Consider the following 23,590-nt stretch of genomic DNA (forward strand, 5'->3'; position numbering starts at 1 on the left):
GTTACTGGCGCGGCGTCGTCGGGGCCGGTCCCAGCGTCGGCGCCACCACGCGCACGCGGCTCCCGTCCGGCCGGATGGTTTCCGCCGAGGGAGCGGGCGCGGCCGGCGACCGCCCCGTCGCGGTGGCCGCGGGGGCCGCTGCCGGGGGAGCGGCCGGAGTGGCGGTGGCTGCGGGAGCGGCCTGGTTGCCGCTGCGGGCGGCGGGCCGCTGCTGCTGATTGCCCCGTTGCGTGGCGGCAGGCGCGGCTGGCGTCGCCTCCCTGGGGCGCGACATCTCCTGCGACTTCTGTTCCGTCACGATGATGTCGGTCTTGCGCGTGCTGACAAGGCGCTCGGCGTCGGCGAGCGCCTCGGACCAGCTTTGGCCGGGCCGGCGGCAGGAGCAGGTGTTGTCGTAGGTCTGCCGATAGCGGAAGGCGTTCGGCAGCGAGGAATAGGGCGTTCCGTCGGCCGAGATCGCCTGGTCCGCCGAGCCGTCGGCCGGCTGCATGAAGAGCTCGACCTCGGCTGCGGGGCAGGACGCCTGGCAAATGGCCGAATCGTTCTCGAAGGCACCCCGGGACGTGCGCGTGCTGATGGGGAAGTAGTAGCCGTCGCACTTGCGCACGCAGAGCGTCTTGATCGCGCCGCCGCCGAACTCGTCGAAGGGCGCGCCGCCGGGATCCATCTCCGTCACCGGATCGCTCTCCTGCTGGCCGCCGAAGAGCCGCTCGAAGAGACCGGGGGTGGACCGTGCCGGCTGCGGCGGGAGGCCGCGGCAATTCGTATCATAGGCTGCCACCAACGCCGCGCGCTGCGCCTCGATGGCCCCGCCCGCGTAGCGGTCAGCCTGGCTTTCCAAGGCCGCGAGGTTGGATTCCATCCGGTTGATCTGGGCCTGCAGCGGCCCGCACTGGGGCGGCGGCGGTTCGCCGAACATGAGGAACCGCTGACGCTGACAGCCGATCGACCGCGCATAAGAAACGGTCCGGTCGAGTTCCAACTGCTGCCGGCGCAACTCCGCCGCCATCTGCGGCGAGCGGCCGCCGCCGGCCCTCTCCAGCGCCGCGATGTCGCCGCGCAACCGGTCGCAATAGGCGCTCTGCGCCGCCGCGGCTCCGGCCGAGGCCGCCATGATCGCGATCGCAAGCCATCCGCCCCTGAGGATTCTCATGCACTCCCCGAATCCGGCAGACCGGCCCTCGTCCGCGCGCCGCCACCGTGGAACACGGAGGAAGGCGCGCGGTTCCGCACCACGACTGGTGCCAGATCGCGACAAATCTAAGGAAACCGATGGGATTCGGCCAGATCGCCCGTCAGGCGACCGATACACGCGGAAGTGGGTCGCCGGGAACGCCGGCCGGTCCTTCCGCGAGGCGGGCGACAAGATCCCCCAGCGACAGGGGGCGGCTGAAGAAGTAGCCCTGCGCCACGTCGCAGTCCGCGTCCGCGAGCAGGGCCGCAACCGCGGCAGTCTCGACGCCCTCGGCCACCGTCCGCATCCCGAATTCGTGAGCGAGCGACAGGCTCGCGCGGACGATCTTCCAGGCATAGGCATCCTGGTCGCAGCGCTGGACGAAGGAGCGGTCGAGCTTGAGCTCGCTGAACGGAAGGCTCAGGAGGGTCCGCAGCGAGGAGTAGCCCGTGCCGAAGTCGTCGAGCGACAGGTTGACGCCCTTGATGCGCAAGCGCGTGAGGACGTCGGAGACGAGCGCGTTGTCCGACATCGCCGTCGACTCGGTGATCTCGACCGTCAGCACCTCGGGCGGCAGACTTGCCTGCCAGAGCTGCACCTCCACGAGGTCCGGCCACGCCACGTCGTCGAGGGCGCTCGGCGGCACGTTGACCGCCACGCCGACGTCGGACGCGGTGGCGCGCCAGACTCCGGCGTCCCGGATGGCGACCGCCATCATCAGCCGGGTCAGGGCGCCGGCGAGCCCCGCGTCCTCCGCCACGGGCACGAAGACGTCGGGCGGCACGGTCCCGTGGACCTCGCTTTCCCAGCGCGCCAGCGTCTCCACGCCGACGATGCGCCCGGTCCGCAAGTCCACCTTGGGCTGGTAGACGGGGCGGATCGCCCCGGTCTCGATCGCCTCGGCGACCTCGTCCGCCGTCACGGCCACCCCCGAGTCGGCGCGCCCGAGGGCGCCGGGCTGCATGGTCGCGGCGTCGATGAGGTGCTGGCGGAGGGCCCCGAGGCTGAGGGGCTTGTGCAGCGTCCCCAGCGTGCCCAGCCCCACGCCCCGGGCGAGGCGGACGGCCGCGTCCCGGATGCGCTCGTCGAAGCCCGAGATGACGAGGACCGTCGGCCGCTGCGAGGTCCCGGCGAGGTGCCGGATCACTTCCACCCCGTCATGGTCGCCGAGGCTCAGGTCGAGGACCAGCGTGGTGAACCGCCGCTCGGAAAGCTTCTCGACGGCCTCGCCGAGCGAGGCCGCGAGGGCGACGGAGTAGCCGCACCGCTTGGCCGTCTCGGCGATGAGCATGCGCTGCATGCGGTCGTCGTCCACGACGAGCAGTTCGGGCTGTCTCTCGGCCAGCGGCGGGACGGCGAGCAGGCGCTCAGGCGACATCGGGCAGGCGCTCCGCTCGCGGGAGGTGGGTGAGGCCGGTCTCGAAGGCCTGGGTGAGGTCGGAGACGGCGCGGGCGAAGGCGTCGTCGTCGAGGTGGGAGGCGGAGTGTTCCAGGGCCGCGGCCTTCGCCGACACCGCCATCAGGCCGAAGGTCGCCGCGGCGGACTTGATGGCGTGGGCCTGCCGGGCCGTCGCGGTGCGGTCGGTCGCCACGGCCATCGCCGCGAGCCGCTCGCGGGTGTCCTCGATGAAGACGTCCAGGATCATCCGCGCGCTGTCCGGCTCGACCTCGTCGAGCAGCGTCTGCAGCATGCCCCCGTCGAACTCGACCGGCGCCGGAGCGGCCGGGTCGGTGCGCGGGCGCTCCTGCCGGGGGCGCGAACGGTCCAGCGCCTTCTGGATGACGTGCTCGAGCCTGTCCCGGCCGATCGGCTTGGTGGCGTAGTCGTCCATTCCTGCCGCCAGGGCGGCCTTGATGTCGGATGTCAGGACGTTGGCCGTAAGGGCGACGATCGGGATGCGCGCGGTCTCGCCGGGGAGCTTGCGGATCGCCTTCGTCGCCGCATACCCGTCCATGTCGGGCATCATCACGTCCATCAGCACGAGGTCGTAGCGGGACCGCTGGACGGCCTCCACGGCCTCGATGCCGTTCGTCACCGCGTGGCAGGCGTATCCGAGCTTCTGGAGCAGGGTGCCGATGACCAGCCGGTTGGTGGGGTTGTCCTCGGCCAGCAGGATCATGCCGCGACTGCTCGCCGGAACGGGGCTCTGGGCCTCGTCGGGCCGGTCGTCGAGGGTGGGTTCGATGCGCTGGGTCAGGGCGTCGACCAGTTCCTTGCGGCGCACCGGCTTTCCAAGCACCCGGTCGAAGGCCATGCGGTGGATGGACCCCTCCGCCAGCCTGTGCGACGCATTGGTCGCCAGCACGAGCCGGAGCCCGGCGAACTGGAGATCCGTCCGGACGGCCTCGGCGAGGGCAGCGGAATCCTGCCCGCCGGTCGCCTCGTCGACGACGACGGCATCGAACGGCCTCGCTCCGGCACGACGGAGCCGGGCGACGGCGTCCGCGGCCCGCCCCGTCGGCTCGATCCAGGCGCCCAGCCGGTGCAGGAGCTGGACATAGTGCCCGCGGACGACCGGATCCGTCGCCATGACGAGGATGCGCCGGTCGGCAAGCTCCTCGCGCCCGATGGGCTGGGTGCCGGGGACACGCCTGAAGGCGAGCTCGAAGGTGAAGGTGCTGCCCTCGCCCTCGACACTGGAAACGGCGATGCGGCCCCCCATGCGCTCGACCAGCTGGCGGCAGATGGCGAGGCCGAGGCCCGTGCCGCCGAAGCGGCGTGAAATGCTCCCGTCGACCTGGGCGAACTCGCGGAACAGGGACCCGATGGCCGACTCGGGAATGCCGATTCCCGTGTCGCGGACCTTCACGACGATGTGCGTCTGGTCGTCCGCCGGTGCCCCCGGCCTCGGCTCGACCGTGATCGAGACGTGCCCCTTCGCGGTGAACTTCACGGCGTTGCCGGCCAGGTTCAGCAGGATCTGCCGGAACGCCGCCGGGTCGCCGCTGACCTGGGTCGGAAGCGAGGGATCGACGATGGCGCCGACGAACAGGCCTTTCTCCGCCGCCCTCGGCGCGACGATGTCCAGGACGGCGTCCACCGTCTCCTCGAGGTCGAACGTGACGTCCTCGAACTCGACGCGGTCCGCCTCGAGCTTCGAGAAGTCGAGCACGTCGTTGATGATCTGCAGGAGGTGTTCCGCCGAGGTCCGAAGCGTCCCCGCATAGCGCCGCTGCTCCTCGTTCAGCGAGGTCTCGAGGATCAGGTCGGCCATGCCGATGATGCCGTTGAGCGGCGTGCGGATCTCGTGGCTCATCATCGCGAGGAAGGACGAGCGGGCCCGCCCGGCCGCCTCCGCCGCGTCCCTCGCCGCAGCGAGGGCCGCCGCCGTGTTGCTCCGCTCGGTGATGTCGGTGTAGGTGCGGACGATGCCGCCGTCCTGAAGCGGCGTGTTGCGCACCTCGAGCACGGTGCCGTTCGGCCGGCGCCGCTCGTAGACCTCCATCTTGTTCGAAAGGCCGCCCGACAGGATGTAGTCGCGGACGTTCGGGTCGAGTTGCTCGCCGCCCGAGCCGAACTCGCCGCGCTCCCACTGGTAGCGCAGGATGGCGCCGAACGGAGGGCGCTCGTCGACGAAAGCGTCCGGCAAGTCGAGGAGGCGTGTCGCACGCCGGTTCATGACCTGCACCTGGCCGTCGCGGTCGACCATCATGATGCCCTGGCTCATGTGCTCGAGGGTCACCTGCAGGTCATGTGACGTGCGGCGGGCGTTGGCCTCGCTGTGCCTGAGCGCCTCCTCGGCCTGCAGCAGGCGGGCATTGCGCCTGACGCCGTACCCGACGAACAGCAGGACCAGCCCGCAGAACGCAAGGGCCGCGGCGCGGAAGCGGACGACCTTGGCCCTGTAGGGCGCGAGAACGCCGTCCATCGGCACCGTCACCTTGACGTAGAGGGGCTGATCGTCGACCGCGCTCCAGGCGATCAGTCGCTCGGTCGGGCCCGTCGCGTCGTAGATGTAGCCCTTCGGCTCGCGCTGCATGCGGCCGAGGAAATCGCCCACGTTGTGGCCGAGAGCCTCCTGATCGGCCGCATGGCCGCCCAGCGCCCGGACGACGCCGTCCGCGCCGATGAGCGTGATGGCCGCCGCATTGCCGAAGTCGATCGCGTCGTAGAACTCGGAGAGCTGCAGCGGGTCCATGGAGGCGACGATCACGCCCCCGAAGGTCCCGTCGGGCCCCCTCAGCGGCCGGGTCAGCTGCACGGACGGCTTTCCGGACACGCGGCCGAACACCGGCTTGCTGACGAACAGGAAGTCGCCGCGCCCCTCGGTGTGGACGCGGAAGTGCTCACGGTCGGAGAGGTCGACGCGCGGGCTCCCCCCCGCGAGGTTCGAGGAGGACAGGAAGCCGCTGGCGTCGATCGTCGCGACCTGGAGCGTGAGGTCGCCCGCGAGCTTGCCGTCGCGGAGGAAGTCGGAAAGGCGGAACGCCTCCGGATCGCGCTCGTAGGCGGCGCGGAGAAAGACCAGCATGTGGTCGATCTCGGTGATGGCGTGGTTGGTGAAGGCCTCCACGGCACGCGCGATGTTCTGAGCGTTTCTCTGGGCCCCGTCCCGCGTGGCCTGCAGGTCGGCCCGCAGGTGATAGCTCATGCTCAGCCAGATGAGCACGACGATCCCGACGCCGAGCCACGTCGAACTGTGGTTGAGCGCGCGAAGCGGGGGCCGCCACTTCGACAGGACACTGGACACGTGCGGCATTTCCGTCTGCACACCCCTTGTGCAGCATTTGATACAACCGCTGAGTTTCTTTTCGCCTTAACGCAGCCTCTGGTGTCGAAGAGGCTGCGTTGACCCCGCCTTAACCCTCCACGACTGGCGCGGGGCGGCAGGAGGGGCCATATGGGGAGCGAAGGAGATGCGCAGATGACCAGGACGACCTCGATCCGCGCCGCGTGTGCCGCCATCCTCGCTGCCGCCGCCATGGTGGCGGCTGTGCCGGCCCAGGCGCAGGAACCCGACGTGATCTTCAAGAAGTCGACCGTCTGGAAGATGCTCACGCCCGACGACAAGCTCGTCACCTACGCCGTCGACGATCCAGGGGTCGAGGGAGTGGCCTGCTATTTCACCGCGCCCGAGCGCGGCGGCGTGAAGGGCATGCTGGGCGTCGCCGAGGAGGTCTCGGACGTGTCGCTGGCCTGCCGTCAGGTCGGGCCCATCCGCATCAAGGAAAAGTTCGAGCAGGGGACCGTCGTCTTCCGCCAGTCCCGCTCGCTCTTCTTCAAGAAGATGCAGATCGTCCGTGGCTGCGACGTGAAGCGCAACGTGCTGGTATATCTGGTCTATTCGGACCGGATCATCGAGGGTTCGCCGAAGAACTCGACCTCTGCCGTCCCGCTGATGCCCTGGGGGAACTCCGGCGAGGCGCAGCGCTGCGCCGACTTCGTCAGCGGCTGAACCTGGAAACGGCGACGCCGGCGGGCAGGGCCGGCCGGCGTCGGCTGCAGCCATCGGGCGGATGCCGGTCCGCCCGCGGGGCTTATTCGTTGCAGGTGACCGTGTAGGCCTGGACGGACGCACGCGCGCCGCCCCTGAGGGAGGCGGTCATCTCGGAGGCGTCGGCGGGACCGAACGTCACAGCCTTGCCGAGGCCCTGGGCGGCGCACCATGCATCGGCGACGACGCGGGCACACGGGCCGCCCTCGCCGAGACAGTCGGCGATGCCGTAGCCGTCGTTGGCGGGGATGATGAAGGACCGGTCGGCGGCGACCGCCGGGGCAGCGGCGAGGCTGGCGAGGAGTGCAGCAGCGGCAATCGTCAGGCGAGTCGTCATGGGGCGATCCGGCGGCGAGAGGCGAAAACTTGACCGAGAATGTTCAGGGTCTCGTAACGATCGGGTTAATGGCGAGAATAAGGGTTCGGTTTCCATTCGCCGTGCGCCGGCGCACATGCGGGACGCCGTGTTACCCGGGCCGTTACGCCGCTTCAACCGCGAGCACCGTTGCCGCGGCGGTTCGGGGGCCGCTGTGGAGATCGCGCCACACTTGATGGCAAGAGGCGCAGACAGGCCCCGGTGAGGGCGTGGGAGCGGCCTGTGTCCTTGACCGTGGGGGGATACCGGAGCATGGTGCGCGCCATGTCGAAGACCGGCCCCGCCATTATCCGGACCGTCAACATTTGCAGCTAGCGCTATCGCTGGCTGGAACCGACTTTCTCTGAACTCGATCGGAGCGGATCCCCGGCCAGCCAGGCGAGGGTGAACCGCATGTCGCTGAAGCTCTACAATACGCTGTCGCGCACGAAGGAAGACTTCATCCCCCTCGACCCGGGGAACGTGCGCCTCTACGTGTGCGGGCCGACGGTCTACGACTTCGCCCACATCGGCAATGCGCGGCCTGTCATCGTCTTCGACGTGCTGTTCCGGCTGCTCCGCCATGTCTACGGGCCGGGCCATGTCACCTATGTCCGCAACATCACGGACGTCGACGACAAGATCAACGAACGCGCCGCCCGGGACTTTCCCGGCGAGCCGCTGAACGCGGCGATCCGGCGGCTGACCGAGGGCACGGCGGCGATCTTCTCCGAGGACGTGAAGGCGCTGGGCTGCCTCGCGCCCACGGTCGAGCCGCGGGCCACCGAGCACATCTCGGAGATGATCGAGATCATCGAGCGCCTGATAGCGACCGGCCACGCCTATGCCGCGCAGGGCCACGTGCTCTTCAACGTGCCGTCGATGCCTGACTATGGCCGTCTTTCGCGTCGTTCGCTCGACGAGATGGAGGCCGGCGCCCGCGTCGACGTGGCGCCGTACAAGCGCGACCCGATGGACTTCGTGCTGTGGAAGCCTTCCGCCAACCACGAGCCCGGCTGGGTGTCGCCGTGGGGGAGGGGACGCCCCGGATGGCATATCGAGTGCTCCGCCATGAGCTGGAAGCACCTCGGCGAGGTGTTCGACATCCACGGCGGCGGGATCGACCTCGTTTTCCCGCACCACGAGAACGAGGTCGCCCAGACGCGCTGCGCCTTTGGCCACGACGTCATGGCGCGCGTGTGGATGCACAACGGCTTCCTGCAGGTGGAAGGCGAGAAAATGTCGAAGAGCCTCGGCAACTTCGTCACGATCCGCGAGCTGTGGGCCAGCGACCGCTTCGGCGGCCGGGCGTGGCACGGTGAAGTGCTGCGCCTCGCCATGCTGCGCAGCCACTACCGCCAGCCCATCGACTGGACGCTTCGGGCGCTGGAGGAGGCCGAGGCGACCTTGCTGCGCTGGAAGGGGGAGGGGGGCCCGGCGGGTACGCCGGACGAGACCGTGCTGGACGCGTTGGCGGACGACCTGAACACCCCGCTCGCCATCGCGCGGCTGCACCAGGCGGACCCGGCGGCCCGGGCTTCAACCCTCGCCCTGCTAGGGTTCACGGCGACCGCCGACGCGTTGGCAGGACATGACGCCGCCGTGCGGGGCTTGGCCATCTCGGTCGACACGGCAGAGGTGGAACGGCTTCTCGCCGCCCGCACCGCCGCCCGCGCGGCGCGGAACTGGGCCGAGTCCGACCGGCTGCGCGACGAGCTCGCCGCCATGGGCGTCGCCATCAAGGACGGCAAGGACGCCGCCGGCAACCCCGTCACGACGTGGGAGCTGAAGCGATGACCGCGCTTCTCACCCTGTCCCTCTCCTGCAAGGGGAGAGGGCGCGCTCCCCTCCCTTCTCCCCGCCCGCGGGGAGAAGGTGCCCCGACGAGGCGGATGAGGGGTCTTCCTTCTTTCCATCCCGTCCCCGTCATCCCCGGCGGCGCGAAGCGCCGGGAAGGGGATCCAGCCTTCCGGCGGCACCGTCTGGATCCCCTTCCCGGCAGGCTCCGCCTGCCGCCGGGGATGACGCAGGGAGAGGCGCGGCGTCCTCCTCTCCGAACGGCGAGGGAGGGATCGCGCCTGCCTCTCCGCACTTCACGGGAAAGAGGGCGCCCCCTGCACACCGGATGCCGCCCATGAGCGATGGCAAGACGCCCTTCGGCCCCCGCCGGCTGCTCATCCTCATGGTGGTGAAGCTCGCTCTCCTCGCCTTCGCCGTGCTGGTGGCACTGCGCCTCTACGGACTGGTCTGATGTCGCGCGAACGCCTCTACCTCTTCGACACGACGCTCCGCGACGGCGCGCAGACCACGGGGGTCGACTTCTCGCTGGAGGACAAGCGCCAGATCGCCGGGATGCTCGACCGCCTCGGCGTCGACTACGTGGAGGGCGGCTACCCCGGCGCCAACCCGCTCGACACGGCCTTCTTCGCGGAGCGGCAGACGCGCAAGGCGCGCTTCACTGCCTTCGGCATGACGAAGCGCGCCGGCCGGTCCGCCGCGAACGATCCGGGCATCGCTGCCCTGCTCGAGGCGGCGTGCGACGCCATCTGCTTCGTCGCCAAGTCCTGGGACTACCATGTGCATGTCGCCCTGGGCTGCACGCTTGAGGAGAACCTGGACGGCATCCGGGAAAGCGTCGCGGCGGCGCGCGACGCCGGGCGCGAGGCCATGGTCGACTGCGAGCATTTCTTCGACGGCTACAAGGCGAACCCCGCCTACGCGCTCGCCTGCGCTCGCGCCGCCCACGAGGCGGGCGCGCGCTGGGTGGTGTTGTGCGACACCAACGGCGGCACGCTGCCTCACGAGGTGGAGCGCATCGTCGCCGAGGTGAGGGACGGCGTTCCTGGAATTGCACTCGGCATCCACGCCCACGATGACACCGGCAACGCCGTGGCGAACTCGCTCGCCGCGGTGCGGGCCGGCGCCCGGCAGATCCAGGGGACGCTCAATGGCCTCGGCGAGCGTTGCGGCAACGCCAACCTCGTCACCCTCATTCCGACATTGAAGCTGAAGGACGAGTTTGCAGGGCGCTTCGAGACCGGCGTGAGCGACGAGGCGCTGGCCTCGCTGACGCACGTCTCGCGGGCCCTCGACGAGCTTCTGAACCGGGCGCCGAACCGCCACGCTCCCTACGTGGGCGCCTCGGCCTTTGCCACCAAGGCGGGCATTCATGCCTCGGCGGTGCTGAAGGATCCCCGCACTTACGAGCACGTGCCTCCTGAGGCCACCGGCAACCGGAGGCTGGTGCTGGTCTCCGACCAGGCGGGCAAGTCGAACATCGCCGCCGAACTCGAGCGCGTCGGCATCACGGTCGACCGCAACGATCCCCGCCTCGGGCGCCTGCTCGACGAGGTGAAGGATCGCGAGGCGATGGGCTACGCCTACGAGGCAGCCGACGCTTCGTTCTTCCTGCTGGCGCGGCGGGTGCTGGGCGAGGTCCCGGAGTTCTACACGGTCGAGCGGTTCAAGGTGAACGTCGAGCGCCGCTACAACGCCATCGGCGAGCTGGTCACGGTGGCCGAGGCCATCGTCAAGGTGCGGGTCGGAGACGAGGTGCTGATCTCGGCAGCCGAGGGCAATGGCCCCGTCAACGCGCTGGACCTCGCGCTGCGCAAGGACCTCGGCAAGTACCAGTCGATCATCGCCCCGCTGGAGCTGCTGGACTACAAGGTCCGCATCTTCCAGGGTGGATCGGACGCTGTGACCCGCGTCCTGATCGAGAGCGGCGACGGGGCCGGCGACCGCTGGACGACCGTCGGCGTGTCGCCGAACATCATCGACGCGTCCTTCCAGGCGCTGACGGACTCGATCACCTATCGTCTCCTGAAGGCGGGCGCGCGCCCCTGATCCGGGTGCGGCGGGAGCCGCATCCCGCAGCTTGGCAGGAACTCCCTTCGCCGCATGGCGTTCAGTCCTCACTCGTCCGCAACAGGAGTGAGGCCATGACCTACGATCCGAACGATCCGACCCGCCGCGTCGCCGACAACGACTACCGGACCACCACGACCGGCGACGGCTATCGCAGCGGCGCCGTCCGCGGAGCCAGCAACACGGGTGTCATCGGCGCCATCGTCGGCATCCTCGCCGTCATCGCCATCGTCTTCTTCGTGTGGCGCGGATACGACGCCTCGACCGGCACGGCGACCACCTCGAACGTGAATGGCAGCTCGACGGCGACGACGAGCGCTCCGGCTCGTCCCGCGGCGCCCGGCACGCCTGCGCCGGCCGCTCCCGCCGCGCCGCCCGCTTCCACCGACACGACGGGCACGACGACGACCGCGCCCAAGCCCTGAGGAACGATCTGCGGATGGCAGGGGTCCGTCGCCTCCCGGGGGGCGGCGGGCCCCGGCCGCACGACAGGCCGGCATGAACTGCAGGCGAGGGCGAAAGGCGCCCTGGCACCTCTCAGAAGTTGTCTTCGACCTCACCCTCGAGGGCGGCTTCCGAGAGACCGCGGATCGCCGAGCGGAGCATCGGCACGATCGCCTCGACGTCGTCGGCCAGCAGGAAGTTGACCTCGAAGCCCTCCCGGACGAATCCGGCGGTCTTCATGTGCTGCAGCAGACCGAGCAGCGGGTCCCAGAACTTCGCGACGTTGGCGACGAGGATCGGCTTTCGGTGCTGGCCGAGCTGCGCCCACGTCATCTGCTCGACGAGTTCCTCCAGCGTCCCGATGCCGCCCGGCAGCGCCACGAAGGCGTCCGCCTTCTCGAACATCAGCCGCTTGCGGGTGTGCATGTCCGGGACGACCACGAGTTCCTGCGCGTCGGCGATCATCAGCTCGCGCGCCCGCAGGAACTCCGGGATGATGCCCGTGACATGCCCGCCATGGTCGAGGACGGCCCGGGCCACGGTGCCCATCAATCCGACGTTCCCGCCCCCGTAGACGAGGTTGATGTTCTCCTCGGCGAGGCGCCGGCCGAGCGCGGTGGCCGCGCGGGCGAACACGGGATCGGCCCCGAAGCCGGAGCCGCAATACACGCAGACGGAGCGAAGGTCGGTCATGCCGCTTTGTTGCACTGCGGCACTCTGGCGGTCAATCGCGCCGGCGGCGGTTAACGAAGTCCTAAGCGGGCTGATTGCCATGGCGCCGCAACGTACTATAGCTGTCTGGACCAATAAGGGGCCGCAGGACGGCCCCGGGGGCTGGCGAAGGGCGTCTTGCATGTCGGTGTGGGTGAAGATCGCGATCCTGATCGCGGGTCTCGTGGGGATCGGCACGGCCGTCCATCGCTATGGGCTGCCGGTCCAGCAACCCGCGAAGGAGGCCGCCGTTCCCGCGGCCCCGGCCACGCCGTCCGTGCCCGCCTCGCCCGCCGTTCCTCAGACCGCTGCTCCCGCTGCCCCCGCGACCGCGCCCGCCGCCCCTTCGGCTCCGGCACCCGCGCAGCAGGCTGCCGTTCCGGCGCAGCCCGCTCCCACCGCCGCCGCGCCCGCGACTGCGCCAGCGCCGGCTGCGAAGGACGCGCCGCCGCCGCCGGCCTTCGACATCGTGCGCGTAGAGCCGACCGGCGACACGGTCGTCGCCGGCCGCACGCTGCCCGGCGCCCGGATCACGCTTCTGCGCAACGGGGAGCCGTACGAGACGGTCGTGGCCGATGGATCGGGCCAGTTTGCGCTCGTTCCCCGTCCGCTGCCTCCGGGCAACCACGAGCTGACGCTCTCCATCACCCTGCCCGACGGCCAGACCGCGAACTCTCGCCAGAGCGTCACCGTTGCCGTGCCGACTTCGCCATCGGGCGAGGTGATCGTGGCGCTGACCTCACCGGACGCGCCGACGCGCCTGTTGAGCGCGCCGAAAAGCGTCGCGACCCCGCCGGCCACGCCTCCCGCCGCGGCCGCACCGACCGCAGCCGCCCCCGCGCCGTCCGGCCCTCGCCCCCGCGTGGTCGTGACCACGGTGGAGGCCGAGGACGGAGGCAAGCTCTTCGCCAGCGGGCAGGCGAACCCGGGCGCCACCGTGCGCCTCTACATCAACGACACCTTCCTTGCGACGGCCGTCGCCGGCGCCGATGGCCGCTGGTCCTTCACCATCGGCAAGGGGCTGGAGCAGGGGGCCTACCGGGTGCGGCTGGACGATGTCGATCCCGCGAACGGGACCGTGCTCTCCCGCGCCGAGGTGCCGTTCCAGTACACGGCTCGCCCGGCCGTGGCATCGGCTACGGCCACCCCCCCGGCGGCGCAGGGCACCGCTCCGGCCGCATCGTCATCCAGCGGGTTGCCGGCCCCGGCCGCGCAGCCTGCCGGCCCCGCTGGCGCTCCGGCCGTTCGCCCGGCGGCGCAGGGCCAGGTTGCCGTCGCTGGCGGTGCCCCTGTCGCCGGCTCGTCGGCCGACGTGCTCGTGCCGGAGATCCGCAGCGCCACGGTTACCCGCGGCGACAGCCTGTGGCGCATCTCGAAGCGCGTCTACGGCAAGGGCGTGCGCTACACGGTCATCTACGAGGCCAACCAGCAGCAGATCCGTGATCCGGCACGCATCTATCCCGGCCAGATCTTCGTGCTGCCCGGCGAACGGCCGAACTAGGCGCCGCGCGGGACGTTCGCTCCCGAAGGCTTGATGCCTTCGGCAGTCCGGACCGGCGTTTTACGAGGGTGCAACGGGTCGTCTTGCCGCCTATATAGGCAACCTTCGCAACGGCCCGCTGATCATGAACCACGTCGATTCCCGTCTGCCCCGGTCCCTGACGCCCAAGCCCGCCACTAGGCGCGTCAGTGCGGAGAAGGGGGCGCTGACGGGGACCCTCAAGGGGCTGTGGCCCTATCTCTGGCCCGTCGACCGCGCCGACCTCCGGCGTCGCATCGTGCTCGCCACCGTCATCCTCCTGGTCGCGAAGGTGGTGACGCTCGCGGTGCCCTTCACCTTCAAGTGGGTGACCGACAGCCTGGTGCCCGCCGACCGGGACAACGTCCCGCTGACAGCGCTGGCGGCGGTGCCTGTCGCGCTGGTGCTGATCTACGGAGCGGCGCGGGCCACGATGGCACTGCTCACGCAGTGGCGCGACGCCATGTTCGCCGCCGTCGGCATGCATGCCGTGCGACGCCTCGCCTACGAGGTGTTCGAGCACATGCACCAACTGTCGCTGCGCTTCCACCTCGAGAAGAAGACGGGCGGTCTTACCCGCGTCCTCGAGCGCGGGCGTAACGGCATCGAGACCATCGTCCGCATGACGATGCTGCAGGGCTTCCCGACCATCGTCGAGTTCGTGATGATCCTCGGCGTGCTCGTGTGGCAGTTCGACTGGCGCTACGCGGCGGTCACGGTCGCCATGATCGTCGCCTACATGGTCTACACGACCAAGGCCACGGAATGGCGCATCGGCATCCGCCGGAAGATGAACGAGAGCGACACCGACGCCAACGTCAAGGCGATCGACAGCCTGCTCAACTACGAGACGGTCAAGTACTTCGGTGCCGAGGAGCGCGAGGCATCCCGCTACGACCGCTCGATGGAGCGGTTCGAGACGGCCAGCGTGAAGGCCTATACCTCGCTCGCCGTGCTGAACGCCGGACAGGCCGTCATCTTCACCGCCGGGCTCACCGCCTGCATGGTCATGGTGGTGCCGGGGATCCAGGCCGGGACGCAGACGGTCGGCGACCTGGTGATGATCAACGCCATGCTGATCCAGCTGTACCAGCCGTTGAACTTCATGGGCATGGTGTACCGGGAGATCAAGCAGGCGGTCACCGACATCGAGCAGATGTTCGACATCCTCGACCGCGAGCCCGAGATCGCCGACAAGCCGGGCGCCCCACGCCTCGCCGTCACGGCCGGGACCGTCCGCTTCGAGGACGTGCGCTTCCACTACGTGCCCGAGCGCCCGATCCTGCGCGGCGTCACCTTCGAGGTGCCGGCCGGACGCACGGTCGCCATCGTCGGCCCCTCGGGTGCCGGCAAGTCGACCATCTCCCGGCTTCTTTTCCGCTTCTACGAGCCTCAGGGCGGGCGGATCCTGATCGACGGTCAGGATATCACCGCCGTCCAGCAGGGCTCGCTGCGCGCCGCCATCGGCATGGTCCCGCAGGACACCGTGCTCTTCAACGATACCATCGGCTACAACATCCGCTACGGCCGCTGGGAGGCGTCCGAGGCCGAAGTGCAGGAGGCCGCTGCGCTGGCGCAGATCGACCGCTTCGTGAAGTCCCTGCCGGAAGGCTACGAGACCAGCGTGGGAGAGCGCGGCCTGAAGCTCTCGGGCGGCGAGAAGCAGCGCGTGGCCATTGCCCGCACCATTCTGAAGGGTCCGCCCATCCTCGTGCTCGACGAGGCGACCTCGGCGCTCGACAGCTTCACCGAGAAGGACATCCAGGATGCGCTGGAGCGGATTTCGCGCGACCGCACCACTCTTGTGATCGCTCACCGGTTGTCGACGGTCATCAACGCCGACGAGATCATCGTCCTCGACAAGGGCGTCATCGTCGAGCGTGGCACCCACTCGGAGTTGCTTGAGCACGACGGCGTCTATGCGGCGTTGTGGAACCGCCAGCGCGAGGCTGACGAGGCCCGCGAGACGCTGGAACGTGCCCGCGCGGCCGAGGAACCCGCTCCCGCACCGGCACAGTAAGGCCCCCGGCTCGCGGGCCGACCACGCGCCGATCCCCTCCGAAAGGCGCAGTTGCCGTTTCTGGAACAAGTCTTGTTCCCGGCGGCGGCGTTTACGCCGGATTCCACGGCTGCGACACGCAGAAATGCCGCGTTGCCAAGGGGGGCTTTTGAGCCCACACTTTGTGCAACAACGATGCCGCATTACGGCACCGATCCCGGGAGGAGACCACCATGTGTCACCTGTTCGCCAGCCAGGCCCCCGCGACCTACGCCTTCGAGACGCGGTCCATCCGTCTCAACGGCCAGAGCACCAGCCTGCGCCTGGAAAAGGTGTTCTGGGGCATTCTCGAGCAGCTCGCCCGGCGCGAAGGGCTGACCGTTCCCCGCTTCGTCTCGACGCTCCACCGGGAGATCCTCGTCCTGCGCGGCGAGGCGCCGAACTTCACGTCGCACCTGCGCTGCATCTGCCTGGTTGCGCTGGAGAATGGCCTCGTCGGGCCCGAGCTCGACGCCCGTCAGGCGGCCTGACGAAGAAAGCTACTCTGTAGTAGCGGAATAACACCCGCCCCCTTTCCGGCCGGCGTAAACCTGCCTCCACGATCCGACCCAACCGTCGGCACGGGGAGACGATTTATGGCGAAGGCCATCCACATGATGATCCGGGTCCTCGACGAGGCCCGGTCGGTCGCCTTCTACAAGGCGGCATTCGGCCTCGACGTGGCCGAGCGGCTCGACTTCGACAGCTTCACCCTCGTCTACCTGCGCAATGCCGAGGTGGACTTCGAGGTCGAGCTGACGATCAACAAGGGCACCACGACCCCCTACGACCTCGGTACCGGCTACGGCCACGTGGCCTTCGTCGTCGACGACCTCGACGCCGAGCACGCGCGCTTCGTGGCGGCCGGGTTCGCCCCGCGCGACATCGTCGCCTTCAACCGCGACGGCCAGCTTCTGGCCCGCTTCTTCTTCGTCCAGGACCCCGACGGCTACAAGATCGAGGTCCTGCAGAAGCACGGCCGTTTCCGCTGACCATTTGGCGCCGGCCGCCGCAGGCGGCCCAAGAAGAGCGCTTCGCGCGCCGCTGCCCACCCTTCGAGGAACGCCTGAGGACCATCCGATGAGCGACCATCATCACGACCACGAGCATAAGCATCCCCATCCGCGCCGGCCGGCGATGAGCCGGCGCGCCTTCCTGCGGCGCTCGTCCGAGACGGCGCTCGTCGCGGCCATCACCGTCACCTCCGCCGGCGCCCTGCTCAACACGGCGGAAGCATGGGGCATGGAAGTGAAGGCGGTGAAGCCGCAGACCATGACGACGCTGATCCAGATCGCGCGGGACATCTACCCGCACGACAAGGTGCCGGATCGCTTCTATGCGATCGCGGTGAAGGGGCACGACGAGAAGGCGGCGAAGGACGCCGACTACAAGGCCATGATCGAGGGCGGTGTCGCCGCCATCGACGCTGCGTCCGGCAAGGGCGGCTATCTCGCGGTGGGCTGGGAAGCCCAGCGCGTCGCGATCCTGCGCAAGTTCGAGCAGACCGGCTTCTTCCAGACCGTTCGGTCCGGGCTGGTGGTCAGCTTGTACAACCAGCAGGAGATCTGGCCGATCTTTGGATACGAGGGCGAGTCCTACTCCAAGGGCGGCTACATCAACCGCGGCTTCAACGACATCGACTGGCTCTGACGACTCCGGCGCGGATCACCCCGGACAACGACAGACCGTGACGACGGAGAGAGACACCCATGGCCACTTTCGACCTTAACGACGACAGCGTCGTCGTCATCATCGGCTCCGGCGCCGGCGGCGGCACGCTGGGCAACGAGCTCGCCCAGAAGGGCATCAAGACGGTCATCCTCGAGGCCGGCGCCCGGCACGAGTATGACGAGTTCATCAACGACGAGTGGGCGAGCTTCACGCAGCTCGCCTGGACCGACATGCGCACGACCTCCGGCTCGTGGCGCGTTGCGAAGGACTTCGCCAACCTCCCGGCGTGGATCGTGAAGGCGGTTGGCGGCTCGACGACGCACTGGGCCGGCGCGTCCCTGCGCTTCCAGGAGCACGAGTTCAAGACGCTCACCGCCTACGGGCGCGTCCCCGGCGCCAACCTGCTCGACTGGCCGATCTCGCTCGCCGAACTCGCGCCATGGTACGAGAAGGCCGAGGAGAAGATGGGCGTCACCCGCACGGGCAACCGCCCCGGGTTGCCCGGCAACAACAACTTCAAGATCCTGAAGGCCGGCGCCGACAAGCTCGGCTACAAGGAGTGCAATACCGGCCACATGGCCATCAATTCGGTGGAGCGCGACGGCCGCAACTCCTGCCAGCAGACCGGGTTCTGCTTCCAGGGCTGCAAGTGGGGCGCCAAGTGGTCGACCCTCTACACCGAGATCCCGAAGGGCGAGGCCACCGGCAAGCTCGAGGTGCGCCCCCAGAGCCACGTGCTGAAGATCGAGCATGACGGCTCGGGCAAGGTCACGGGCGTCGTCTATGCCGACAAGGACGGCAAGCTGCAGCGCCAGAAGGCCCGCATCGTCGCCGTCGCCGGCAACTCCATCGAGAGCCCGCGCATCCTGCTCAACTCGGCGTCGAACCTGTTCCCGAACGGCCTCGCCAACTCCTCCGGCCAGGTCGGACGCAACTACATGCGCCACATGACCGGGTCGGTGTACGCCATCTTCGACCGCCCGGTGCACTTCTACCGCGGCACGACCATGGCGGGCATCATCCAGGATGAGGCCAAGCACGATCCCAAGCGCGGCTTCGTCGGCGGCTACGAGATGGAGACGCTCGCCCTCGGCCTGCCCTTCATGGCCGCCTTCCTCGATCCCGGCGCCTGGGGCCGTGAGTTCACCAGCGCGCTGGACGGCTATGACCGGATGGCGGGCATGTGGATCGTGGGCGAGGACATGCCGCAGGAGACGAACCGGATCAGCCTGTCCGAGGCCAAGGACAAGCACGGCATGCCGGTGGCGAACGTCCACTTCGACGACCACGCCAACGACATCGCCATGCGCAACCACGCCTACGGGCGCGGCCGGGCCCTGTACGAAGCGGTCGGCTCGACGCGGACCTTCCCGACCACGCCCTATCCGTCGACCCACAACCTGGGCACGAACCGGATGAGCGAGAAGCCGCGGGACGGCGTCGTCAACAAGTTCGGCCAGACGCACGACATCAAGAACCTGTTCATCTCGGACGGCAGCCAGTTCACCACCGGCGGCGCGGAGAACCCGACGCTGACGATCGTGGCGCTCGCCATCCGCCAGGCGGACTTCATCGCCCGCGAGATGTCGGCGAAGACGATCTGATCCGATCGCGCGTTCTCCCCGCGTGCTGGGAGACGGTGGCGCGCACGCTCCGGGCTTGCCCGGTTCGTGCTCTCAGTGGCGTGTTCTCCCTTCTCCCCGCGTGCGGGGAGAAGGAAAGGGGGCTCAGCTCATCTTCAGCGTGATGCCGCCGTCCACGACGAGCTCGATGCCGGTGACGTAGCGCGACTCGTCGCTGGCGAGGAACAGTGCGGCGTTGGCGACGTCCCATGCATCGCCCATGTGGCCCATGGGCACCTGCGCGTCGCGGGCCCGCCACATCGCCTCGACGTCGCCGTCGGCATAGACGGCCGCCAGTCCGGCAGAGCGCTCGACCATGGGGGTCTTCATCAGGCCCGGCAGCACGGCGTTCACCCGGATCCTGCGCGCCGCGTACTGCACCGCCGTCGTGCGCGTGAGGTGGTTCATCGCCGCCTTGGTCGCGTAGTAGGTGGCGTAGGGCACGCCCGTGTAGCGGATCGACGCAATCGACGAGATGTTGATGATCGACCCGCCTCCCTGCCGCTCCATCACCGGGATGACGTGCTTCATGGCGAGGAAGCAGCTCTTCAGGTTGATCGCGAAGACGCGGTCCCACTCGGCCTCGTCGAGCTCGACGACCCCGCCGGTGACGGCGATCCCGACATTGTTGTCCAGCACGTCGATGCGGCCGTAGGCCGCGAGCGTCGCCGCGACGGAGGCCTGCACATCCGCTTCGCGGGCAACGTCGACCGCAAGCGCGACGGCCTCGCCGCCCTCGGCCCGGATGAGGGCCGCTGTCTCCTCGGCGGCGGCGGGGTTGATGTCGGCACAGGCGACCCGGGCTCCCTCGCGGGCGAACGTCACGGCCGTCGCCTTGCCGTTGCCCCAGCCCGGCCCCGACGAACCCGCGCCCAGAACCAGTGCCGTTTTCCCCGCCAGACGCCCAGCCATCCCCATCTCTCCCGATCTCCCCGACCCGCCGGCCGTCCGTTCAGCCCGGCTGCGACCGCAGACGGTCCCGTTCTCGCAGCTCCGTCTTCAGGATCTTGCCGTAGTTGTTCTTCGGCAGCGCCGCGATGAACACGTAGTCCTTCGGGCGCTTGAAGCGTGCGATGGCCCCGAGGCACAGCGCGTCGAGCTCGGCCCGGTCGGCCTCGCCGACCACGTAGGCCACGACGGCCTCGCCCCACTCGGGATCGGGGCGGCCGATGACCGAGACCTCCCGGACGCCGGGGTGGCGCAGCAGCACCTCCTCGACCTCGCGGGGGTAGATGTTCGATCCGCCCGAGATGATGACGTCCTTGGAGCGATCGCGCAGCGTCAGGTAGCCGTGCGCGTCGAGCGAGCCGACGTCCCCGGTGTGAAGCCAGCCGCCGGCGAGCGTGCGGGCGCTGGCCTCCTCGTTGCGCCAGTAGCCCGCCATCAACGTCGGGCCGCGGCACAGGATCTCGCCGGTCTCGCCGTCGGGGAGGGGACTGTCGTCGCCGTCCGCGATCCGCACCTCGATGCAGCCGAACGGCCGGCCGGCGCTGGCGAGCCGATGCAGCCAGAGCGGGTGGTCGCGGTCGGCGATCTCGGACTTCGACAGGACGGTGATCGTCATCGGGCTCTCGCCCTGGCCGTAAATCTGCGCGAAGCGGGGGCCGAAGCGGTCGATGGCCCGCACCGCGTCCTCGACGTACATCGGTGCGCCGCCCCACACGATGGTGCGGATGGCCGAGGGATCGCACGCGCCGGGCGCCTCGACCAGGCGCCTGATCATGGTCGGTGCGGCAAACATCGAGGTGTTGCGCCACGCGCCGAAGAGGGAGAGCACCTCGGCGGCCTCGAAGCCGCCGCTCTCGGGCACCACGTTGACCCCCAGCCGCAGCACGGTCGCCATCATGTAGAGCCCCGAGCCGTGGCTCATCGGCGCGGCGTGCAGCAGCGCGTCGCCCGGCATGACGGGATCGACCTCCAGCGCATAGGCCTGAGACATCGCGGCCAAGGCCCCATGGGTCAGCACGGCGCCCTTCGGGCGGCCGGTGGTGCCGGATGTGTAGAACAGCCACGCCGGATCAGCGGGGGCACGCTCCGTCACGGCGATCGGATCGTGCCGGGACAGGCGTCCCCATTCAGGGGAAGCGAGGACGATGACGTGCTCCAGCCCGGCAGGCGCGTGGGCACCGACGGCGCCGGAGAGGCGTTCCGAGACGATCGCAAGGCGGGCTCCCGAATGCTCGAGGATCCAGGCGATCTCGGCCGGATGGAGCTTCGCGTTCACCGGCACGGCGACGCAGCCGGCATGCCAGATGGCGAACAGCGCCTTCACGTAGCGGACGTCATTGTCGGCAACGATGGCCACCCGTTCGCCGGGTGCGAGGCCATAGGTGGCGCGCAGGGCGCCGGCGCGGCAGGCGGTGAAGGCGGCGAGTTCGCCATAGGTCGCCGTGGCGACGGACCCCTGGGCGAGAGCCTTCAGGTCCGGGGCGCTGCGGCCGGCCCGCTCCATCCAGAGGGCGATGTTCATCGGCAGGGCCTCCGTGATCCGGCGTCCCGCGTCCGGGCCGGCGTCAGACCGTGTTGAGCCAGTTCAGGTGGATGGGGAAGCCCTCGCCCCCCAGCAGCGCCTGGCACTCGTAGAGCGGCAGGCCGACGACGTTGGAGTAGGAACCCACGAGCTTCGTCACGAAGCTGCCGGCCCGCCCCTGGATCGCGTAGCCACCCGCCTTGCCGCGCCATTCGCCCGAGGCGAGGTAGGCTTCGATCTCCGGGCGCGACAGGTGCTTGAACACCACGCGTGTCTCGATCACCCGCTCGCGGATGGCGCCGCGCGGCGTCACGACGGCGAGCCCCGTGTACACACGGTGCTGGCGGCCGGAGAGCAGCCGCAGGCAGGCGGCAGCCTCCTCGACGTGCTCTGCCTTGGGCAGGATTCGGTTGCCGCGCGCCACGACGGTATCGGCCGCGACGATGAAGGCGCCTTCCAGCTCGGGCCGCGTCTTCAGCACGGCCAGCGCGCGCTCGGCCTTCTCGCGACCGAGGCGTCTTGCGAGAGCCTTGGGCCGCTCGTTCTTCAGCGGGCTTTCGTCCAGGTCGCTCGGCAGGAGCGCGTCGGGCTCCAGGCCGATCTGCTGCAGGAGGGCGAGGCGCCGCGGCGATGCCGAGGCGAGCACGAGCTTGGGACGCCAGTCAGACTCGGCGGGCACGGAACCTCCAGGGCGGCCGCATCGACGGTCCGGCCCCGCGGCCGGGCGCCGGAAGCCTTGAATCGGCCGCTTCCGGGCGCTCGGACGCTAGATCAAGCCACGAGGCGGTGGGAAGCGATTTCTCCAGAAGGCTGTCGCCGAGCGGTGTCGAATTTCTACGGGCGGGGAATGGGCTTTGACACTGCCGTAACGTTTCGACCATAAAGTAAGGGAACGGAACATCCCGATCGTCGATTGGATGGGTCCGCCTGACGTCGGGACCCGGATCCGACCCCATGACCACACCGAGCCTGCGCGCAGCCGAACTCTCCGTCATCGCGATGGAGACGACGTTCGCCGCCGCCGTGACCATCGCCGCCAGAACACCCATGCTCGTCAATGGCGCTCGAACGGCCCGCGAGCGGGAGGAGGCGCGCCGGATGGTGGTGGAGAAGGTCGAGGCGGTGATCGAGAGCGTCGGCGCCGCCCAGATCGCCACCATGATCATGTGGACCCGCATCGCCTTCGGCGACATCAAGGGCCCGAATGGTCTCGCGATGGGCCTCGCCGACGTCGCCGCAGCCGCCGCTCGCCCCGTCAGGGCCCGTGTCCGCGCCAACGCGAGCCGCCTGCTCGGCGGGCTCTGAGCCGCTTATCAGCTGGTTGAACTCTCCGACGTGGTGTCCGGTGCCGCGCCGGCCGCATGGAGTTCCGCGCGCCGCCTCCGGTCGGCACGTTCCATCGCCCGGAACTTCGACACCCCGACGGGAATGAGTGCCAGATAGATCGCCGTGATCGCCGCGAGCATCACGAAGGTGTGCAGGACCAGCACCGCGATCGCCAGCGCCACTGCCAGCAGGAGCGGGATGACCCACTCGCGCGGGACGCGCGTGCCGAGCGTCTTGCCCGCGTAGGTCGGAATCCGGCTCACCATCATCAGGGCGATGAAGAGCACGTAGCCGGCCTCGATCACTGCAAAGCCCGTCGGCCGCTCGAACCCGACGAGGTGCAGGTAGACGGGCAGCAGCGCCGCCAGCGCGCCGGCCGGGGCGGGGATTCCGACGAAGAAGTTCTTCTGCCACTCCGGGCGGTTCGGATCGTCGATCATGACGTTGAACCGCGCCAGCCGAAGCGCGCAGGCCATCGCGAAGAGCAGCGCCACGATCCAGCCCAGCGACGCGATGTCGTGCAGCCCGAAGGTGTAGAGGATGAAGGCCGGCGCCACGCCGAAGCTGACGAAGTCAGCGAGCGAGTCGAGCTCCGCGCCGAAGCGCGATGTTCCCTTCAGGAGCCGGGCGAGGCGGCCGTCGAGCCCGTCGAGGACGGCAGCGATCAGGATCGCATAGACCGCCCGGTCGAGCTTGTCCGGACCCTCGATGGCAAGGCGCATGGCGGTGAGGCCTGCGCACAGCGACAGCAGGGTGACGAGGTTGGGCAGCAGAACCCGCATCGGCACCGGCTTGAAGCGGCGCCTGCGCGGCTCGTCGCCGGGCTGGAAGGGCGGAAACAGGTCCGTCATCGGGGTTCCATCGTGGCGGCGGAGCATAGAAGCGGGCGCTTCCGCTCACAAGCGCGACAACGGGGGCGACACGGACGCCATCCGCGCTAGTGTGCCGGCCGGTCCAT

General features: G+C 69.4%; 20 protein-coding genes. 11 read left to right on the plus strand and 9 right to left on the minus strand.

The genetic code is table 11. From position 1 onward, the window contains the following. Nucleotide 1: 1 nt before the first annotated feature. The 3 genes from ACX9GQ_RS13235 to ACX9GQ_RS13245 form a co-directional block, all read right to left on the minus strand. Nucleotides 2-1,153: a DUF2865 domain-containing protein gene (locus ACX9GQ_RS13235; RefSeq protein WP_459630022.1), complete on the minus strand. Its 1,152-nt coding sequence runs from the start codon at nt 1,151-1,153 to the stop codon at nt 2-4. Between the two features lie 142 nt (nt 1,154-1,295). Next, nucleotides 1,296-2,552 carry an EAL domain-containing response regulator gene (locus tag ACX9GQ_RS13240; RefSeq protein WP_459630023.1) on the minus strand — a complete coding sequence of 419 codons (1,257 nt, stop codon included), beginning with the start codon at nt 2,550-2,552 and terminating at the stop codon, nt 1,296-1,298. After that, nucleotides 2,542-5,865: a response regulator gene (locus ACX9GQ_RS13245; protein ID WP_459630024.1), complete on the minus strand. Its 3,324-nt coding sequence runs from the start codon at nt 5,863-5,865 to the stop codon at nt 2,542-2,544. Before ACX9GQ_RS13245 ends, ACX9GQ_RS13240 begins: the two co-directional genes overlap by 11 nt. A 174-nt stretch (nt 5,866-6,039) precedes the next feature. Between ACX9GQ_RS13245 and ACX9GQ_RS13250 the strand changes: the two genes are divergently transcribed. After that, nucleotides 6,040-6,570 (plus strand): CreA family protein, encoded by a 531-nt coding sequence (locus tag ACX9GQ_RS13250; protein ID WP_459630025.1) that lies wholly within the window; start codon nt 6,040-6,042, stop codon nt 6,568-6,570. Nucleotides 6,571-6,652: 82 nt separating this feature from the next. Here ACX9GQ_RS13250 and ACX9GQ_RS13255 read toward each other — a convergent pair whose 3' ends face one another. Then, nucleotides 6,653-6,946: a hypothetical protein gene (locus tag ACX9GQ_RS13255; protein WP_459630026.1), complete on the minus strand. Its 294-nt coding sequence runs from the start codon at nt 6,944-6,946 to the stop codon at nt 6,653-6,655. A gap of 432 nt (nt 6,947-7,378) precedes the next feature. On the opposite strand from ACX9GQ_RS13255, the gene cysS reads away from it, so the two are divergent. The 3 genes from cysS to ACX9GQ_RS13270 all read left to right on the plus strand — a co-directional run bounded on the left by cysS (nt 7,379) and on the right by ACX9GQ_RS13270 (nt 11,256). Then, entirely contained in the window at nt 7,379-8,761 is a 1,383-nt protein-coding gene (gene cysS / locus ACX9GQ_RS13260; RefSeq protein WP_459630027.1) for a cysteine--tRNA ligase, read from the plus strand. Nucleotides 8,762-9,214: 453 nt separating this feature from the next. Beyond that, nucleotides 9,215-10,810 carry a citramalate synthase gene (gene cimA / locus ACX9GQ_RS13265; RefSeq protein WP_459630028.1) on the plus strand — a complete coding sequence of 532 codons (1,596 nt, stop codon included), beginning with the start codon at nt 9,215-9,217 and terminating at the stop codon, nt 10,808-10,810. A gap of 95 nt (nt 10,811-10,905) precedes the next feature. After that, on the plus strand, nt 10,906-11,256 hold the full coding sequence (locus ACX9GQ_RS13270; RefSeq protein ID WP_459630029.1) for a hypothetical protein: 351 nt from the start codon (nt 10,906-10,908) through the stop codon (nt 11,254-11,256). Between the two features lie 112 nt (nt 11,257-11,368). On the opposite strand, the gene ACX9GQ_RS13275 is transcribed toward ACX9GQ_RS13270, so the two are convergent. Then, entirely contained in the window at nt 11,369-11,968 is a 600-nt protein-coding gene (locus ACX9GQ_RS13275; protein ID WP_459630030.1) for an LOG family protein, read from the minus strand. Nucleotides 11,969-12,128: 160 nt separating this feature from the next. Here ACX9GQ_RS13275 and ACX9GQ_RS13280 point away from each other — a divergent pair, with 160 nt between their 5' ends. From ACX9GQ_RS13280 to ACX9GQ_RS13305, 6 genes are all read left to right on the plus strand, one after another. Next, entirely contained in the window at nt 12,129-13,487 is a 1,359-nt protein-coding gene (locus tag ACX9GQ_RS13280) for a LysM peptidoglycan-binding domain-containing protein (protein ID WP_459630031.1), read from the plus strand. Nucleotides 13,488-13,611: 124 nt separating this feature from the next. Then, nucleotides 13,612-15,525, plus strand: a complete 1,914-nt coding sequence (locus ACX9GQ_RS13285) for an ABCB family ABC transporter ATP-binding protein/permease (RefSeq protein ID WP_459630032.1) — start codon at nt 13,612-13,614, stop codon at nt 15,523-15,525. A gap of 212 nt (nt 15,526-15,737) precedes the next feature. Next, a complete protein-coding gene (locus tag ACX9GQ_RS13290) occupies nt 15,738-16,034 on the plus strand; it encodes a ribbon-helix-helix domain-containing protein (protein WP_459630033.1) in 297 nt (98 codons plus the stop codon). Between the two features lie 105 nt (nt 16,035-16,139). Beyond that, the gene (locus ACX9GQ_RS13295; RefSeq protein ID WP_459630034.1) at nt 16,140-16,535 is read left to right on the plus strand and encodes a VOC family protein; all 396 of its coding nucleotides are present in this window, start codon (nt 16,140-16,142) and stop codon (nt 16,533-16,535) included. A gap of 88 nt (nt 16,536-16,623) precedes the next feature. Then, entirely contained in the window at nt 16,624-17,193 is a 570-nt protein-coding gene (locus ACX9GQ_RS13300; protein WP_459630035.1) for a gluconate 2-dehydrogenase subunit 3 family protein, read from the plus strand. A gap of 59 nt (nt 17,194-17,252) precedes the next feature. Then, the gene (locus tag ACX9GQ_RS13305; protein ID WP_459630036.1) at nt 17,253-18,818 is read left to right on the plus strand and encodes a GMC family oxidoreductase; all 1,566 of its coding nucleotides are present in this window, start codon (nt 17,253-17,255) and stop codon (nt 18,816-18,818) included. 123 nt (nt 18,819-18,941) lie between these two features. Here the strand turns inward: ACX9GQ_RS13305 and ACX9GQ_RS13310 are convergent, their stop codons facing one another. Genes ACX9GQ_RS13310 through ACX9GQ_RS13320 form a run of 3 tightly spaced genes read right to left on the minus strand, consistent with a single transcriptional unit; the run spans nt 18,942 to nt 21,985 of the window. Continuing rightward, nucleotides 18,942-19,748 carry an SDR family NAD(P)-dependent oxidoreductase gene (locus ACX9GQ_RS13310; protein WP_459630037.1) on the minus strand — a complete coding sequence of 269 codons (807 nt, stop codon included), beginning with the start codon at nt 19,746-19,748 and terminating at the stop codon, nt 18,942-18,944. Between the two features lie 40 nt (nt 19,749-19,788). Next, entirely contained in the window at nt 19,789-21,306 is a 1,518-nt protein-coding gene (locus tag ACX9GQ_RS13315; RefSeq protein ID WP_459630038.1) for an AMP-binding protein, read from the minus strand. 43 nt (nt 21,307-21,349) lie between these two features. After that, nucleotides 21,350-21,985 carry a Maf-like protein gene (locus ACX9GQ_RS13320; protein ID WP_459630039.1) on the minus strand — a complete coding sequence of 212 codons (636 nt, stop codon included), beginning with the start codon at nt 21,983-21,985 and terminating at the stop codon, nt 21,350-21,352. A gap of 275 nt (nt 21,986-22,260) precedes the next feature. On the opposite strand from ACX9GQ_RS13320, the gene ACX9GQ_RS13325 reads away from it, so the two are divergent. After that, nucleotides 22,261-22,611: a hypothetical protein gene (locus tag ACX9GQ_RS13325; RefSeq protein WP_459630040.1), complete on the plus strand. Its 351-nt coding sequence runs from the start codon at nt 22,261-22,263 to the stop codon at nt 22,609-22,611. A gap of 8 nt (nt 22,612-22,619) precedes the next feature. On the opposite strand, the gene pssA is transcribed toward ACX9GQ_RS13325, so the two are convergent. Then, nucleotides 22,620-23,483, minus strand: coding sequence for a CDP-diacylglycerol--serine O-phosphatidyltransferase (pssA, locus tag ACX9GQ_RS13330; RefSeq protein ID WP_459630041.1), 864 nt, complete (start codon nt 23,481-23,483; stop codon nt 22,620-22,622). Nucleotides 23,484-23,590: the final 107 nt, after the last annotated feature.

This window comes from Alsobacter sp. R-9, from assembly GCF_054612375.1.

What these genes read in the sequence shown, in the direction of transcription:
- ACX9GQ_RS13235 (WP_459630022.1), bottom strand. Translation starts at nt 1,153, where the DNA reads ATGAGAATCCTCAGGGGCGGATGGCTTGCGATCGCGATCATGGCGGCC.
- ACX9GQ_RS13240 (WP_459630023.1), bottom strand. Translation starts at nt 2,552, where the DNA reads ATGTCGCCTGAGCGCCTGCTCGCCGTCCCGCCGCTGGCCGAGAGACAG.
- ACX9GQ_RS13250 (WP_459630025.1), top strand. Translation starts at nt 6,040, where the DNA reads ATGACCAGGACGACCTCGATCCGCGCCGCGTGTGCCGCCATCCTCGCT.
- ACX9GQ_RS13255 (WP_459630026.1), bottom strand. Translation starts at nt 6,946, where the DNA reads ATGACGACTCGCCTGACGATTGCCGCTGCTGCACTCCTCGCCAGCCTC.
- cysS (WP_459630027.1), top strand. Translation starts at nt 7,379, where the DNA reads ATGTCGCTGAAGCTCTACAATACGCTGTCGCGCACGAAGGAAGACTTC.
- cimA (WP_459630028.1), top strand. Translation starts at nt 9,215, where the DNA reads ATGTCGCGCGAACGCCTCTACCTCTTCGACACGACGCTCCGCGACGGC.
- ACX9GQ_RS13270 (WP_459630029.1), top strand. Translation starts at nt 10,906, where the DNA reads ATGACCTACGATCCGAACGATCCGACCCGCCGCGTCGCCGACAACGAC.
- ACX9GQ_RS13275 (WP_459630030.1), bottom strand. Translation starts at nt 11,968, where the DNA reads ATGACCGACCTTCGCTCCGTCTGCGTGTATTGCGGCTCCGGCTTCGGG.
- ACX9GQ_RS13280 (WP_459630031.1), top strand. Translation starts at nt 12,129, where the DNA reads ATGTCGGTGTGGGTGAAGATCGCGATCCTGATCGCGGGTCTCGTGGGG.
- ACX9GQ_RS13285 (WP_459630032.1), top strand. Translation starts at nt 13,612, where the DNA reads ATGAACCACGTCGATTCCCGTCTGCCCCGGTCCCTGACGCCCAAGCCC.
- ACX9GQ_RS13290 (WP_459630033.1), top strand. Translation starts at nt 15,738, where the DNA reads ATGTGTCACCTGTTCGCCAGCCAGGCCCCCGCGACCTACGCCTTCGAG.
- ACX9GQ_RS13295 (WP_459630034.1), top strand. Translation starts at nt 16,140, where the DNA reads ATGGCGAAGGCCATCCACATGATGATCCGGGTCCTCGACGAGGCCCGG.
- ACX9GQ_RS13300 (WP_459630035.1), top strand. Translation starts at nt 16,624, where the DNA reads ATGAGCGACCATCATCACGACCACGAGCATAAGCATCCCCATCCGCGC.
- ACX9GQ_RS13305 (WP_459630036.1), top strand. Translation starts at nt 17,253, where the DNA reads ATGGCCACTTTCGACCTTAACGACGACAGCGTCGTCGTCATCATCGGC.
- ACX9GQ_RS13310 (WP_459630037.1), bottom strand. Translation starts at nt 19,748, where the DNA reads ATGGCTGGGCGTCTGGCGGGGAAAACGGCACTGGTTCTGGGCGCGGGT.
- ACX9GQ_RS13315 (WP_459630038.1), bottom strand. Translation starts at nt 21,306, where the DNA reads ATGAACATCGCCCTCTGGATGGAGCGGGCCGGCCGCAGCGCCCCGGAC.
- ACX9GQ_RS13325 (WP_459630040.1), top strand. Translation starts at nt 22,261, where the DNA reads ATGACCACACCGAGCCTGCGCGCAGCCGAACTCTCCGTCATCGCGATG.
- pssA (WP_459630041.1), bottom strand. Translation starts at nt 23,483, where the DNA reads ATGACGGACCTGTTTCCGCCCTTCCAGCCCGGCGACGAGCCGCGCAGG.